A 13,758-nucleotide genomic window follows, 5' to 3' on the forward strand; every position below is an offset into this window, starting at 1 on the left:
GGTGTCCCACAAGGAAAAGCCGCGCGTGCCGCGGCGCAAGAGGAGTGTGCCCGAACTGCCGCACGGGTTCGTGTCCCGGCCGCGACTGCTGAAAGCGCTCGATCGCGCGGCGCCGGAAGCCGCCACGATGGTGTGCGCGCCCGCGGGGTCGGGCAAGACTTTGGTCCTCGCGGAATGGCTGCGCGGCGGCGGACTCGGTTCCGCGGCCTGGCTTTCGCTCGACGCCGCCGACAACGACGAGCACCGGTTCCGCTCCGGTCTCCTCGACGCGCTCACCCCGGCGGCGCCCGGACTGCACGATTTCGACGCGGGCAGCCCGAGTTTCCTGGCCGACCTCGTCGACGCCCTCGACACCCTGCCCGCGCCGCTGCGCCTCGTCCTCGACGACGTGCACGAGCTCGTGGCGACGGAACCGTTGCGCGACGTGGAACAGCTGCTTCGCCTGCGCCCACGCGGGTTGCGGCTCGTGCTGTCGACGCGCTGGGACCCACCGCTCCCCCTCGCGCGCCTGCGGTTGTCCGGCCGGCTCGTCGACCTGCGCTCCGACCACCTGCAATTCCGCCCGGACGAGGCCGCGGCACTGCTGACTTCCGAAGGCGTCGCCATCAGTCCGGAACAGGTCGACCGGCTCGTCACGCGCACGGAAGGCTGGGCGAGCGGGCTGCGCCTGGCGGCCGAATCCCTCAAGGGTGGCGCGGAGTTCACCGGCACCGACCCGACGGTGAGCGCCTACCTCGTCGACGAGGTTCTCGCGCCACTGTCCGAAGAGGAGCGTCAGTTCCTGCGCGAGATCAGCGTCTGTGAAAGAGTTTCCGCCTCGCTCGCCACCGCGCTCTCCGGTCGCGCCGACGCCGGCGAGCTGCTGGCCCGGCTGGAACACCGCACGGCGATGCTGTTCCGCGCCGGCGCCGGCCGCCGGATCTACCGCCTGCACACGCTGTTGCGCGCCCATTTGCTCACCGACCTCATGCTGCGCACGCCCCGCCAGGTGCCCGCGCTGCACCGCCGCGCCGCCGAGTGGCTGCGCGCGCGCCACCAGGCCGGCGACGCCGTCTCGCACGCGCTGGAGGCCGGCGACGCGGCACTCGTCGCGGACCTCCTGCGCCGCCACGCGCTCGATCTGCTGCTCGCCGGCGAACACGACGTGCTGCGCCGGGCTCGCGCCGCACTCAGCGACGACGTGGTCGGCGACGACCCGTGGCTCGCCCTCACCGGCGCCCTCGAGCATCTCGACGCCGCTCGCCCCGGCGCCGCTCGCGCCCAGGTCACGCTCGCCGAACGCGCGTGGCCCCGCGAGCCTTCACCCGAACTTCGCGCGTTGCGGGGACTCGTCGACTCCCGCTTCGCCCACGCCGCGGGCTCGCTCGAAGGCGATATCGACGCCCTCGCCGAGCAGGGTTCCGCGCTGAGCGCCATGACGGTGCTGGAGTTGGGCCAGGCGCTGCTCGCCGCGGGCCGGGCCGTCGAGGCCCGCCGTCCCGTGGAGTCGGCGCTGGCCTTCGCCCGCGCACACGGCCACGGGCACCTGGAGCAGCAGTGCCTCACCGTGCTGGCCGGCGTCGCCGCGGCCACGGGTGACTTCCGCGCCATGGCCGCCCTCGCCCGCGCCGCCGACGAGCTCGCCGAAACCCACGGCTGGCGTGACACCGTGGCCGGCGCGAAAACCTCGCTGATCCTGGCCTGCGGAGCACTGCTTCGTGCCGACGCCTCCGCCTGCTTGGCCCAGGTCGACCGCGTCTCGGGCGTGCTCGCCACCACCGAAAGCCTCGGCCACGGCGGCCTCACGCTGCTGACCGCGACGCTCGAAGGAACCGCACGCTTCGACGGCGGGCAGCGCTCGGCCGGGCTGCGCCGCATGACCGACGCCCGCGTCGCCGAGGGCTCCGCCCCCCTGCCCGACGGCATCGTCGCCCTCGCCGCAGTGTGCGAGCACGACGCCGCCACGCGCCTCGGCCGCGGCGAAACCGCCCGTGACGTGCTGGCCTGGGCGCGCGAACGGATCCCCTCGGCCGCCGAGATCCTCCTGGTCCGCGCGAGCACGCAGGTCGTGCTCGGCCGCGACGGCCACGCCCGCAACCTGCTGCGCCCGCTGCTCGACGGCGCGATCGACCCCGTGCTGGCGTGGACGCCGGTCACGGCCTGGCTGCTCGAAGCGGAAATCGCCCTGCGCTGCGGCGAGGACGCCCGCGCGCGGCGCGCCGTCGCGAGGGCGCTCGGCCCGGCCGAACAGCTCGGCGTGCTGCGCCCGCTCGTCACCGCCGCTCCGGAGGTACTCGACCTGGCTCTGCTCGACGTGCCCGGCGGCCGCCGCTTCACCACCGACCTGCGCCAGGCGCGGGCCGTCCGCGGAAGGCAGCCCGACGCCGTCGCGCTCACCGAGCGTGAGCGGACCGTGCTGCGCCTCCTGCCGACAGTCCGCTCACTCGACGAAATCGCCGGAGACCTCATGGTGTCGCCCAACACCGTCAAAACACACGTGCGAGCTCTGTACCGGAAGCTCGGCGTCGGCTCGCGACGGGAGGCCGTGCGTTCGGCCGTCCGGCGCGGTCTCGTGGACAGTTAGTTGGGACGTTCGGCCCTTACCGGGGCACCGCGACGACCTACGGTCGAAGGCGTGGGTGGAGCCGGCCGGTCGGGGACCAACCGGTGGCGGGTACCGGGCGCGAAGGTGACAATGCCCTTGCTGCCACCGGATTTCGTGACGCGCCCACGACTGCTCGACGCCCTCGACGCGGCCGCCGGCAGCCCCGTCACAGCCGTCTGCGCGCCCGCCGGCTTCGGCAAGACCGCGCTGCTGGCCGAATGGGCCACGACCCGCCCCGTCGCGTGGGTCTCGCTCGACACGGAGGACAACGACCCGCGCCGCTTCTGGTCCGCGATCCTCTGCGCGCTCGACAAAGCCGTGCCCGCCGACAGCCGGGTGCACAGCGTCGCGGCGCCGGAAGGCGAGAGCCGCGCCGATTTCCTCGCCGAGCTCGTCGACGCCCTCGACGCGTTGCCCGCGCCGGTGCGCTTGGTGCTCGATGACTTCCAGGAGATCGTGGACGCCGGCCCGCTGCACGACATGACCACGCTCATCCGCACCCCGCCCGCCGGGCTGCGCCTCACGCTCTCGGCGCGCGCCGATCCCCGGCTGCAGCTCGCGCGCCTGAAGGTGCAGGGCGACCTCGCCCGCATCGGCGCGGACGACCTCCGCTTCACCACCGCGGAGACCGCGCAGCTGCTGCGGGTCACAGGCGTGCGCTGCGGAGAGGACGACGTGCGCCGCCTGGTCGAACGCACGGCGGGCTGGACCGCCGCCGTGCACTGGGCCGCGGTGTCGCTGCGGACCGGAGCCGACGTCGACGCCTTCCTCACCCAGCTCGACGGCGACGACCGCTCCGTGGCCGGGTTCCTGGCCGACGAGGTGCTCGCCCGCCTTCCGGAAGGCGCGCCCGAGCTGCTGCGCCGCATCAGCGTGTGCGACTCCGTGCCGGCCGCGCTGGCCCGCGAGCTGGCGGCGCGCGAAGACGCGGGCGCGGTGCTCGCCGAGCTGGAGCGGCACACGTTCCTGGTCGCGCGCATCGACGACCCCAGTGCCTCCTACCGCGTGCAGCCGCTGCTGCGCTCCTACCTGCGCGCCGACCTCGATCTGCGCTACCCCGGCCTCGCGAGCGAGCTGCACGCCACGGCCGCGCGCTGGTTCGCGAACGAGGACCACATCAGCGAAGCCCTCGAACACGCCGTCGCCGGCCTCGACCGCGACGGCATCGTTGAGCTCCTCCGCGCCCACGCCGTCCCGTGCCTGCTGGCCGGCGACGACGACGCCGTCCGCGAAACCCTGGCGCACCTGGGCGACGACGTCGATCCCGGCCTGCGCGCGGCCCGCACGCTCGCCGCCATCCAGAGCGGCGACCCGGCCGAACCGTCCGACGACCCCCTGCTCGCACGCCACCACGCGCTGGCCGAGGGCCGCCGCCCGGACGGGCCCGCGCCGACCGAGCCGGGCACCTGGGCGGACCTCGACCGCGCGTGGTCCTCGCTCTACCGCGGCGCGTGGCACGACGCCTCCACGCGCGTCCGCGACGCCCTCGACACCGCGCGTGGCGACGGCCAGGACTACCTCGTGCTCCACGGCCTGGCCTCGCTCGCCGTGGCCGGCGCCTTCGGCGGCAACCAGGACGCGGCCCGCGCGGCCTGCCAGGAAGCCGTCGAACTCGCCGCCCGGCACGGCTGGCCGCGGTCGCCGTGGCTGGCCGTCTGCCGGCTCGTGCTCGCATGCGACCACCTGCTGCGGCTCGACCCGGCGGCCGCCGCGCGCGAAGCGCGCGACGCGGCCACGCCGCTAGGGGCGTTCCTCGACGGCGCGGCGCAGTTCGACGGCGAGGACCGCCGCGACGGCCTCGAGACCATGCGCCGCGCCCGCCACGACCTCGGCGAGCTCGCCGCCGGCCCGGCCGCGCTCGTCGCCGTGCTGGAGCACCACGCGGCCGTGTTCCTCGGGGAACCCTTGCACGCCAACGAAGTGCTGCTGTGGGCCCGCGACCACCTCCCACACACGCGCGAGCTGGACCTCATGCAGGCGTGGACCCACCTCGCCGCCGGCCGGCTCGACGAGGCCGCGGCCGCGGTGCGCACCCGCCGCGCGGCACTGCTGCCGACCACCCCGGTCGACGCCGAGCTCACCGAAGCCGCGCTCGCGCTGCGCGCCGGGCGCCGCACCGAGGCGCTGCGGACGCTGGAACGCGCGCTGGGCCTGGCGGTGGGCGGTGATTTCGCACGGCCGTTCGCGCTGGCCGACCCGGCCGTGCAGCACCTGCTCGTGGACCACTCGGGCGGCTTTGGCCGGCTCGACGGCTTCGCGGCGTCGGTCCGCAACCGTCTGCGCCGCTTCGACCCCGCGCCCGTGGACGACCGCCTCACCGGGCGCGAGCAGGTCGTGCTGCAGCGGCTGCCGTCGCAACGGTCACTCGACGAGATCGCGGCGGACCTGACCGTGTCCGTGAACACCGTCAAGACCCACGTGCGGGCGATCTACGTGAAGCTCGGCGTGACCAACCGCCGCGACGCCGTCCTCGTCGCCCGCGAGCACGGTCTCGCGTGAGGCTTCATCCGCGACAGATGAGGCCGTGCCCGCGCCGGAGTCCGACGCTTTCCGCAAGCCCGGCACGGGCACGGATCCCGCGGACACGAGAGGACTCTCACCATGACCGACACGGGAGCACGAGCGCCGCACACCGAGGCCGGTGGAACCACCGGCCGTCCCCCGGACTCCCAGTCGATACCGAGCGGCTGGACCGGGTGGGTCGCCTTCGCCGCGACCATGATGATGCTGCTGGGCGCGTTCCAGGTGATCGAAGGGCTTGTCGCACTGCTCAACACCCGGTATTTCGTGGTCGACGAGACGGGCCTCGTCGTCTCGGTCAACTACACCACGTGGGGCTGGGTGCACCTCGCGCTCGGCGCGCTGCTGATCGTCGTCGGCATCGGCGTGTTCACCGGCAACCGCGTCGCGCAGATCGCCGGCATCGTCCTCGCGGGCCTGAGCGCGATCGTCAACCTCGCGTTCCTGCCGGCGTACCCGCTGTGGTCGATGGTCATCATCGCCGTCGACGTGCTCGTGATCTACGCGCTCGCGGTGCACGGCAAGGAGATGAGGAAGCTCTGACCGGGGCGGTCAGGCCGGTGCGGGCCCTGGTTCCCCGGGGTCCGCGCCGGTCTCCGCTCGGGTTTTCCCAGGTGCTTCGGTCTCTTCGGCCGTCTCTTCGCCAGCCTCCGGACGGTCGGGGCCCCTGGCGACCATGCGGATGAGCGCGTCGGCCGAGCCCGCCGTGGGGTCGATGTCCACGAACAGCGCCTTGATCAGCAGTGTGGCCGGCACGGCGAGGATCGCGCCCAGCGGGCCGAGCAGCCACGTCCAGAACACCAGGGAGAGCACGGTCACGAGCGTCGACAGCCCGACCGAACCGGCCACGAAGCGCGGCTGGATGAGCGACTGCACCACGAAGTTCAGCGCGCAGTAGACCGCGACGACGACGACCATCTTCTCCCAGCCACCGTCGAGCAGGCCCAGCAGCGCCGGCGGGATCACGCCGAGCACGAACCCGACGTTGGGGATGTAGTTGGTGACAAAGGCCAGCAGCGCCCACAGGATCGGCACGGGGATGCCGATGATCGCCAGCGCGGCCCCGTCGAGTACCGCCACGATGAAGCCGAACACGGTGGTCACGAGAATGTAGCTGCGGGTCCCCGCGGCGAAGCGGTGGAACGCGGCGGTGAGCCACGGCCGGTCGGTGTCGATCGCGTCCAGCCGCTTGTCGGCCCAGGTGGCCTCGGTGCTGAGGAACAGCAGCAACGCCAGCAGGAACACGAGGTTGGTGAGCACGCCGCCGATGCCGGAGAGCAGAGAACCGACGACGTTCGCGAGTTTGCCGAGATCCAGTGAAGACGCCATCTCCCGCAGCTGCTGCGGTCCCACGCCGAACTGGGCGAGCTTGTCGGTGGCGGACTGCAGCAGCTCGCTGGCCTTCGACGCGTAGGTCGGCAGCAACGTCGCGAGCTGCGCCAGCGACACGATCACCACGAACACCAGGCTCACGATCACCAGGTAGACCACCGTGACGAGCACGACCGTCGTGAGCCAGCGCGGCCAGCCCTTGCGCCGCAGCCAGGACTGCACGGGGCTCGCCGTGACCACGATGACCATCGCCAGGAACACGGGCCCGACGATGAACGCGATCGCCCGCAGGCCGCCCAGCGTGATGACCACCGACGCGGCGCCGACCATGATCACGAGCACCCGCGGCAGCGTGCTCCCGGGCGGGAAAGTCGGCGCGACGGGCGCAGGGCCGGAACGCTTGCGCTTCGTGGTACCGGTTCGTCCGCGCAGCCTCACGAGACCACCTCACCCTCATCCGGGTTGGGGTGCTGCGGCGGTGCCCCGCGTCGACGGGCGACTCCCCGATGTCACTCCGGTGTGGCCGGACCTGCGCGGCGGCTCCGGCCGGTGGGTCCCGGGGATACGGTCACCGTCCGCACACGGCTCGCGCTTCACCCGTGCCGGATGAGACCTGGGCCGGCGCGGTGGGAGCGTCGGCGACGGCCTTCCGCGGGCCGGTTCGCGGGCCGCGACGCGCGGGGTGGGCCGTGGCCGCGACGTCACCCCCGGCGGGTGAATCCGTCCACAGGGGACAGTCGCGGGCCTCAGCCGGCCAGCTCGCCGGATCCGCCGCCGTAGGTGGTCTGGTCACCCGTCCGCCCGGGCCGGGGGCACCGGCCGAGGCACGGGATCTGCGCCCACACCGTCTTGCGCCCGAACTCGGTCTCGGGCAGCACGCCCCACGTCACCGACAGGCGGTCGACGAGCAGGAGCCCGCGGCCGCGCGGGCCGGGCAGGCGGGACAAGCCCATGGTCGGCTGCACGAGGTTGCGGTCGGCGACCTCGACCCGCACGGTGCACGGGCGCAGGCTGTGCCACAGCTGCAGGTGGCGCGGTCCGTCGCCGTGGTCGTGGGCGTTGGCCAGCAGTTCGGTGGCGACGAGGAGCACGTCGTCGCGGTGCTCGTCACCCAGCGTGCTCAGGTGCTCCGACACCCATCTGCGCATCGTCCGCACCGTCGCCGACGTGGTGCCGTGCAGCGGCAGCACCCACGTGCCCGGACGGCCGGCACTGCGGGCTCCGGTCAACGCCACCACCTCCCCGATTCGCGGTAAGCGCACTTCCTGTCGACTTACCCGATCGGGTCACGAATGAATCACCGGAAGTGGCCCGGTCACGGTCCGACCCCAGCCCACAGTGGACTCGAAGTTCAGCTCGCCGGCACGTTTTCCCTGGCCAGGAGCTCGTCGACCGCCTCCGCGGTACCCGTTCCAGGGCGGGGAACGAACGTGAAAAGGTTCTGTCCGCCGGCGCCTTGGGAGGCCAGGTGCTCGACGTAGAAGTTCAGCTCGCCCGCGACCGGGTGGAACATCCGCTTCGTCGAACGCGGGGTCGCCTCCACGCGGTGGTCGGCCCACACGCGGCGGAACAGCGGGCTGGTCGCCGACAGTTCGGCCACCAGGCGCCGGGCACGCAGGTCCTCGGGGTCGCGGCCGACCGCGAGGCGCAGCATCCCGATCATCTCCTCGACGATGCCCTCCCAGTCGTCGTGGAGGGCACGGGCGGACTCGTCGCACAGCAGCCACCGCACGACCACTCGATCGCGCGCGGGCATGCCGGGGAAGTCCGCGAACACCAGCCGCGCGATCCGGTTCGCGGCGAGCACCTCGGTGTAGCGGCCGAGCAGGATCGCGGGCACGCGGCCCAGCTCGTCGAGCAGGCCGCGCATGCCGGGCCCGACGCCGCGCGCGACCTCGTCCGGCGGACCGCTGCGGCGCGCGGACAGGCGGCGCAGGTGGGAGCGTTCGGCCTCGTCGAGGCTGAACACGCGCGCCAGGGCGTCGAGGACCTCGTGCGACGCCGTGAGCTGGCGGCCCTGCTCCAGGCGCGCGTAGTAGTCGGCGCTGAGCCCGGCCAGGGCCGCGACCTCCTCGCGGCGCAGCCCGGGCACGCGGCGGCGGGCCGTCGGCGGCAGGCCGACCTGGGCGACGTCGACGCGGGCGCGCCTCGTCCTCAGGAACTCGCCGAGTTCGGAGCTCCTCATCGCCGCCCGTCCTTTCGCCTGGCCACAGCCTACGTCGGCCGCGGCGCGGGGCCGTCCGTCGTGGACCGGCCGTACCCGCGGAGCTGCCCCGGCCGGTCGCTCGTGTGACGCCGATCCTAGGAACGGCAAGTCCTGGCTGAGCCCTCTTTCACCCGCCTGGGTCTGGCTTCATGGGCCGTGGGCACCCGGAGGTGTCCGTCGAGGAGGGACACCCAAGAGATGAAGTACGACTACGTGGTCGTGGGCGGGGGCACGGCCGGTTCGGTCCTCGCCGCGCGGCTGAGCGAAGACGCGGCGACGACCGTCCTGCTGCTGGAGGCCGGTCCCGCGACCGGGCCGGACGTGATGGGGGTGCCGCCCGCGTGGCCGGCGCTGCTGGGCAGCTCGGTCGACTGGAACTTCCACACCACCCCGCAGCCGGGCCTGCACGGTGTGGAGCTGCCGTACCCGCGCGGGCGCACGCTCGGCGGGTCGAGCTCGATCAACGCCATGGCGCACCTTCGCGGCCACCGCGCCGGCTACGACGCCTGGGGCGTCGACGGCTGGCGCTACGACGACCTGCTGCCCTACTTCCGCCGCAGCGAGACCGCGCGGCCCGGCAGCGACCCGAAGTACCGCGGCACCGACGGCCCCATGCGGGTCGGGCCGCCGCCCGTCCGGCACCCGCTGGCCCACGCCGCGCTGTCCGCCGTGCGGGAGCGCGGGTTCCCCGAGTCGCCCGACCTCAACGGCGCCGAGCCGGAGGGCGCGACCTGGCTGGAGATGAACATCGTCGACGGCGCGCGCCAGTCGGCCGCCGACGCCTACCTGCGCCCGGTGCTGAACCGGCCGAACCTGACCGTGGTGACCGGCGCGCTCGTGACCCGGCTCGTGCTCGCGGGCAGCCACTGCACCGGCGTCGAGTACCGCGTCGGCGGCTCCCCGGCCTCCGCCGAGGCCGAGCAGTCCGTGGTACTGGCCGCCGGTGCGATCGGCTCGCCGCACCTGCTGATGCTCTCGGGCATCGGCGACCCGGCCGCGCTGGAGCAGGCCGGGGTCACGCCGCGGGTCGCACTGCCGGGCGTCGGCCGGAACCTGCAGGACCACCCGCTGACCGGCATCGTGTACTCGAACGCCCGCCCCCTGCCGGACGGCGCCAACAACCACAGCGACCTCGTCGCCGCCGTGCGCAGCAGCGCCGACCTCGAAGCGCCCGACGTGCAGCTGCTGTTCCTGGACATCCCGTACTTCCGGCCGCCCCTGTCCGGCCCGGCGACCGGGTTCACCATCGGCTTCAGCTACCTGTACCCGCATTCCCGCGGCTCGGTCACGCTGGCGTCGGCCGACCCGACCGTCGCGCCCGTCGTGGACCCCGCGCTGCTGGACGACCCGCGCGACCTCGCCGGCATGCTGGCCGGCCTGCGCCTCGCCCGGCACGTCGGCACCGCCCCGGCGTTGGATCCGTGGCGCGACAAGGAAGTCCTGCCCGGCCCGGCCGCCATGAACCCCGCCGCGGAAGAGGACTTCCTGCGCCAGAGCACGGGCAGCTACTTCCACGCCTGCGGTACCTGCGCACTGGGCACCGTGGTGGACCCCGCGCTGAACGTCCACGGCGTCACCGGCCTCCGCATCGCCGACGCGTCCGTCCTCCCCACCCTGATCGGCGCGAACACCAACGCGACGGTGCTGGCGGTGGCCGAACGGGCGGCGGATGTGCTGCTGGGCCGGGAGCCTGCGCGGTAACGCCCGGCCCTTCGCTCGGTGACTGCCGGCGGCGGTGATCACCGAGCGAGGGGGGCCGGAAGGGGGCAAGCTCGCGGACCGGCCGCGCTGCCGGCCATGTCCACGAGCCGCCGTTACCGGTTCCGGGCCGCCACCAGCTCCCTGAGCCGGTAGTGCTGGATCTTCCCGCTCGGGGTTTTCGGCAGCTCCGTCACGAAGTCGATCGCGCGCGGGTACTTGTATGGTGCGATCGCCTGTTTGACGAAAGCCTGCAGAGCGGCGGCGTCCTCGGTCGCGCCGGGTTGCAAGTGGACGAAGGCGTGCACGACGGTGCCGCGGGCAGGGTCCGGGGCGGCGACCACGGCGGCCTCCAGCACGTCCGGGTGGGACAGCAGGGCCTGTTCCACCTCGGGGCCCGCGATGTTGTAGCCGGAGGAGACGATCATGTCGTCGTTGCGGGCCTGGTACCAGAAGTAGCCGTCGGTGTCGCGGAGGTACGTGTCGCCGGTGAGGTTCCAGCCGTTGTCGACATAGTTCTTCTGGCGGCTGTCGGCGAGGTAGCGGCAGCCGGTGGGCCCCTTCACGGCGAGGCGGCCAGGCGTGCCGTCGGGGACGGGCCGGCCGGCGTCGTCCAGGACGGTGGCTTCGAAGCCGGGGACGGCGCGGCCGGTGGAGCCCGGGCGGATGTCGTCGTCAGCCGCCGATACGAAGATGTGGAGCATCTCCGTGCCGCCGATGCCGTTGATGATCTTGATTCCGGTGGCGGCGTGAAAATCTTCCCACGTGGACACGGGCAGGTGTTCGCCCGCGGACACGCAGCGTCGGAGTTTCGACAGCGCCGCCGCGTTGCCCGAGGACAGCAGGGCCTTGTACGCGGTGGGGGCGGTGAAGAGCACCGTGACGTGGTGGCGTTCGACCGCGTCGGCGAGTTCTTCCGGGGACGCTTTTTCCAGCAGCAGCGTCGACGCGCCGAAGCGAAGCGGGAACAGGACCAGGCCGCCGAGGCCGAAGGTGAAGCCGATCGGCGGGGTGCCGGTGAAAACGTCGTCCGGGACGGGCTTGAGGACGTGCCGGGCGAAGGTGTCCGTGGCGGCCAGGACGTCGCGGTGGAAGTGCATGGTGGCTTTGGGTTTGCCGGTGGTGCCGGACGTCGGGGCGAGCAGGGCGACGTCGTCGGCAGCGGTGTCCACGGCGGCGAACGCTTCCCGCACGCCGCTCGCCCGAGCCAGCAGATCGCCAGGACCGTCGGCACCGTAAGTGAGTACCGGCAGGGAGACGTCCGCGAGATCGGCGGCGAAGCGATGGTCGGTGACGATCAGGCGAGGCCGCGTGAGCTCCACGAGGTCGTCGATCTCACGGGCCCGCAGCAGCGGCATCGTCGTGACGGGCACCGCGCCCGCCTTCAGCACCGCGAACCACGCCGCCACCAGCCACGGGTTGTTCGGCCCGCGCAGCAGCACGCGATTGCCGGGCACCACCCCGAAGTCCCGCACGAGCACGTGGGCGACCTGGTCGCTGCGCCGGTCGAGGTCGGCGTAGCTCCAGGTCTCCGTGTCCGTGCGCAGGCACGGGCGGTCCGGGCCGAAGCGGTCGATGCTCCCGCGCAGGAGCTCGACGGCGCAGTTCAGCCTCGGCGGGTAGGCGAGCTCCGGCAGCGTGAACCGGAACTCGGGCTGGTCCGCCGGAGCGGGGAGGTTGTCGCGGCAGAACGAGTCGACGTGGGCCGATGGGGTGAGCTCCATCTGCGGCCTTCCTGGGAATCCGTCAGCCGACGGCGGGCGGGACGGGATACGGGGATTCGGCGTAGCGGCCGGACAGCAACGCGCCGGCGCCGGGCGCGACGGCGGGCAGGCCGAGCGCGCGCATCATCTGGTGGGCGGTGGCGATCGACGCCGAGAGCACGGGTTTGCCGAGCTCGTTCTCGACGATGTCGATCGACGCGAGTGAGGGCATCTGCACGCACGCGGACAGCACCACGGCGTCGGCGCCTTCGTGCTCGAGGTCGCGCGCCAGCGGCACGAGCTTGCGCGGGTCGTGGGCGGCGACCTCGAGGTTGTCGGGGATCTCCAGCGCGGTGTAGTCGGTCACCTCGACGCCCTCGTAGCGGATGTAATCCACGACGGTCTCGGTCAACGGCTTGAGGTACGGGCAGATCACGGCGATCGACTTCGCGCCCAGCACGTCGAGCGCGTTCACCAGAGCCCCCGCGCTCGTGACGACCGGGGCCGGCGCGTCGTTCTCCTCGGTGATCCGCGCGAGCGTCGACTCCGACGTGCGGTGGTAACCGTGGCCCAGGCTCATGATGGCGACGAGACACGCGTACCCGAGCACATCGACGTGCGCGTCCGAAAGCTCGGCCGCGCACCGGCCGGAGTCGGCGTCCATCGCCGCGAGCTCTTCCTTGCGCACGTGTTTCATCCGCATGCGGCTGGAGTGGAACGTGAACCGCTCCGGCGCGACGGTTTCGCGCGCGCGGAAGATCGCCGGGATCTCGGTCTCCATCGTGACATTGGAGCTCGGCACGATCTGGCCGATGCGATACGTCCGTGCGGTCATCGGGCGTCCACCACGGGGTTGCGCAGCGTGCCGATGTCCTGAATGGACGCTTCCACGACGTCGCCGGGCTTGAGGAACTGCTGCGGGGTGAAGCTGGCGCCCACCCCCGCCGGGGAACCGGTCGCGATCACGTCGCCCGGCTCCAGCGTCATGCCGGAACTGATGTCGGCGATCAGCTCGGCGATGCGGAACAGCATGTACTTCGTGCTCGACTTCTGTTTCACGTCCCCGTTCACACGCAGCGACAGCTCCAACGCATACGGGTCGGCCACGTCGTCCGCAGTCCGGATCGCCGGGCCGAACGGCGCGTAGGTGTCCTGACCCTTGGAGAAGAACCACTGCCCCGAACGCCGCTGGTCGCGCGCGCTGATGTCGTTGACGATGCTGTAGCCGAAGACGTGGTCCATGGCATCCTCTTTCGACACGCGCTTCGCCGTTTTCCCGATCACGACGGCGAGCTCGCACTCCCAGTCCAGCTGCGCGGTGAGGTCACCGTTGTGCTGGATGGGCTCCCCCGGACCGACGACGGCGGTGGCCGGCTTGCTGAACAGCACCGGGCGCTGTGGCAGCTCCTTGTCGGTGTCGAGTGTCCGCGCGGACTCCGCGACGTGCTCGGTGTAATTGAGGCCGACACCCACGATCTTGCCCGGCCGCAGGGGCGCGCGCAGGGTCACCGTCTCCAGTGGACTCCGCACGGGGGAATCCACGAGGGACTCCAGCGCCGCCGTGCCGGCGTGGATCACGTCGAGCATCGACGCGGGGGCGGTGGTTCCGCGGTCGGTCGCCGCGGCCCGGACGTCGACGACGTCGGTGCCGTCCTGGATCCCGAGCCGGTCCTGGCCGTCGGGACCGGCGAACGTGACGAGCAGCATGGAAGAAC

General features: G+C 72.8%; 10 protein-coding genes. 4 read left to right on the top strand and 6 right to left on the bottom strand.

The window, feature by feature from the left end; all coding sequences use genetic code 11:
* Position 1: 1 nt before the first annotated feature.
* From K1T34_RS01555 to K1T34_RS01565, 3 genes are all read left to right on the top strand, one after another.
* The gene (locus tag K1T34_RS01555) at positions 2-2,563 is read left to right on the top strand and encodes a LuxR C-terminal-related transcriptional regulator (protein ID WP_220242520.1); all 2,562 of its coding nucleotides are present in this window, start codon (positions 2-4) and stop codon (positions 2,561-2,563) included.
* A gap of 111 nt (positions 2,564-2,674) precedes the next feature.
* A complete protein-coding gene (locus tag K1T34_RS01560) occupies positions 2,675-5,083 on the top strand; it encodes a LuxR C-terminal-related transcriptional regulator (RefSeq protein ID WP_220242521.1) in 2,409 nt (802 codons plus the stop codon).
* Between the two features lie 102 nt (positions 5,084-5,185).
* Positions 5,186-5,647 carry a hypothetical protein gene (locus K1T34_RS01565; protein ID WP_220242522.1) on the top strand — a complete coding sequence of 154 codons (462 nt, stop codon included), beginning with the start codon at positions 5,186-5,188 and terminating at the stop codon, positions 5,645-5,647.
* 9 nt (positions 5,648-5,656) lie between these two features.
* Here the strand turns inward: K1T34_RS01565 and K1T34_RS01570 are convergent, their stop codons facing one another.
* From K1T34_RS01570 to K1T34_RS01580, 3 genes are all read right to left on the bottom strand, one after another.
* A complete protein-coding gene (locus tag K1T34_RS01570; RefSeq protein WP_370643865.1) occupies positions 5,657-6,868 on the bottom strand; it encodes an AI-2E family transporter in 1,212 nt (403 codons plus the stop codon).
* Positions 6,869-7,182: 314 nt separating this feature from the next.
* On the bottom strand, positions 7,183-7,665 hold the full coding sequence (locus tag K1T34_RS01575) for an ATP-binding protein (RefSeq protein WP_255638238.1): 483 nt from the start codon (positions 7,663-7,665) through the stop codon (positions 7,183-7,185).
* 122 nt (positions 7,666-7,787) lie between these two features.
* The gene (locus K1T34_RS01580) at positions 7,788-8,621 is read right to left on the bottom strand and encodes a helix-turn-helix transcriptional regulator (RefSeq protein ID WP_220242523.1); all 834 of its coding nucleotides are present in this window, start codon (positions 8,619-8,621) and stop codon (positions 7,788-7,790) included.
* A gap of 219 nt (positions 8,622-8,840) precedes the next feature.
* On the opposite strand from K1T34_RS01580, the gene K1T34_RS01585 reads away from it, so the two are divergent.
* The gene (locus K1T34_RS01585) at positions 8,841-10,343 is read left to right on the top strand and encodes a GMC family oxidoreductase (protein ID WP_220242524.1); all 1,503 of its coding nucleotides are present in this window, start codon (positions 8,841-8,843) and stop codon (positions 10,341-10,343) included.
* Between the two features lie 113 nt (positions 10,344-10,456).
* Here the strand turns inward: K1T34_RS01585 and K1T34_RS01590 are convergent, their stop codons facing one another.
* The 3 genes from K1T34_RS01590 to K1T34_RS01600 are packed head-to-tail and all read right to left on the bottom strand — an operon-like array spanning position 10,457 to position 13,750.
* Positions 10,457-12,064, bottom strand: coding sequence for an AMP-binding protein (locus K1T34_RS01590; RefSeq protein WP_220242525.1), 1,608 nt, complete (start codon positions 12,062-12,064; stop codon positions 10,457-10,459).
* Positions 12,065-12,086: 22 nt separating this feature from the next.
* Positions 12,087-12,878 (bottom strand): Asp/Glu racemase, encoded by a 792-nt coding sequence (locus K1T34_RS01595; protein WP_304504302.1) that lies wholly within the window; start codon positions 12,876-12,878, stop codon positions 12,087-12,089.
* Positions 12,875-13,750 carry a fumarylacetoacetate hydrolase family protein gene (locus K1T34_RS01600; protein ID WP_220242526.1) on the bottom strand — a complete coding sequence of 292 codons (876 nt, stop codon included), beginning with the start codon at positions 13,748-13,750 and terminating at the stop codon, positions 12,875-12,877. Before K1T34_RS01600 ends, K1T34_RS01595 begins: the two co-directional genes overlap by 4 nt.
* Positions 13,751-13,758: the final 8 nt, after the last annotated feature.

It is taken from the genome of Amycolatopsis sp. DSM 110486 (assembly GCF_019468465.1).
In the GTDB taxonomy this organism is placed as follows: Bacteria; Actinomycetota; Actinomycetes; order Mycobacteriales; family Pseudonocardiaceae; genus Amycolatopsis.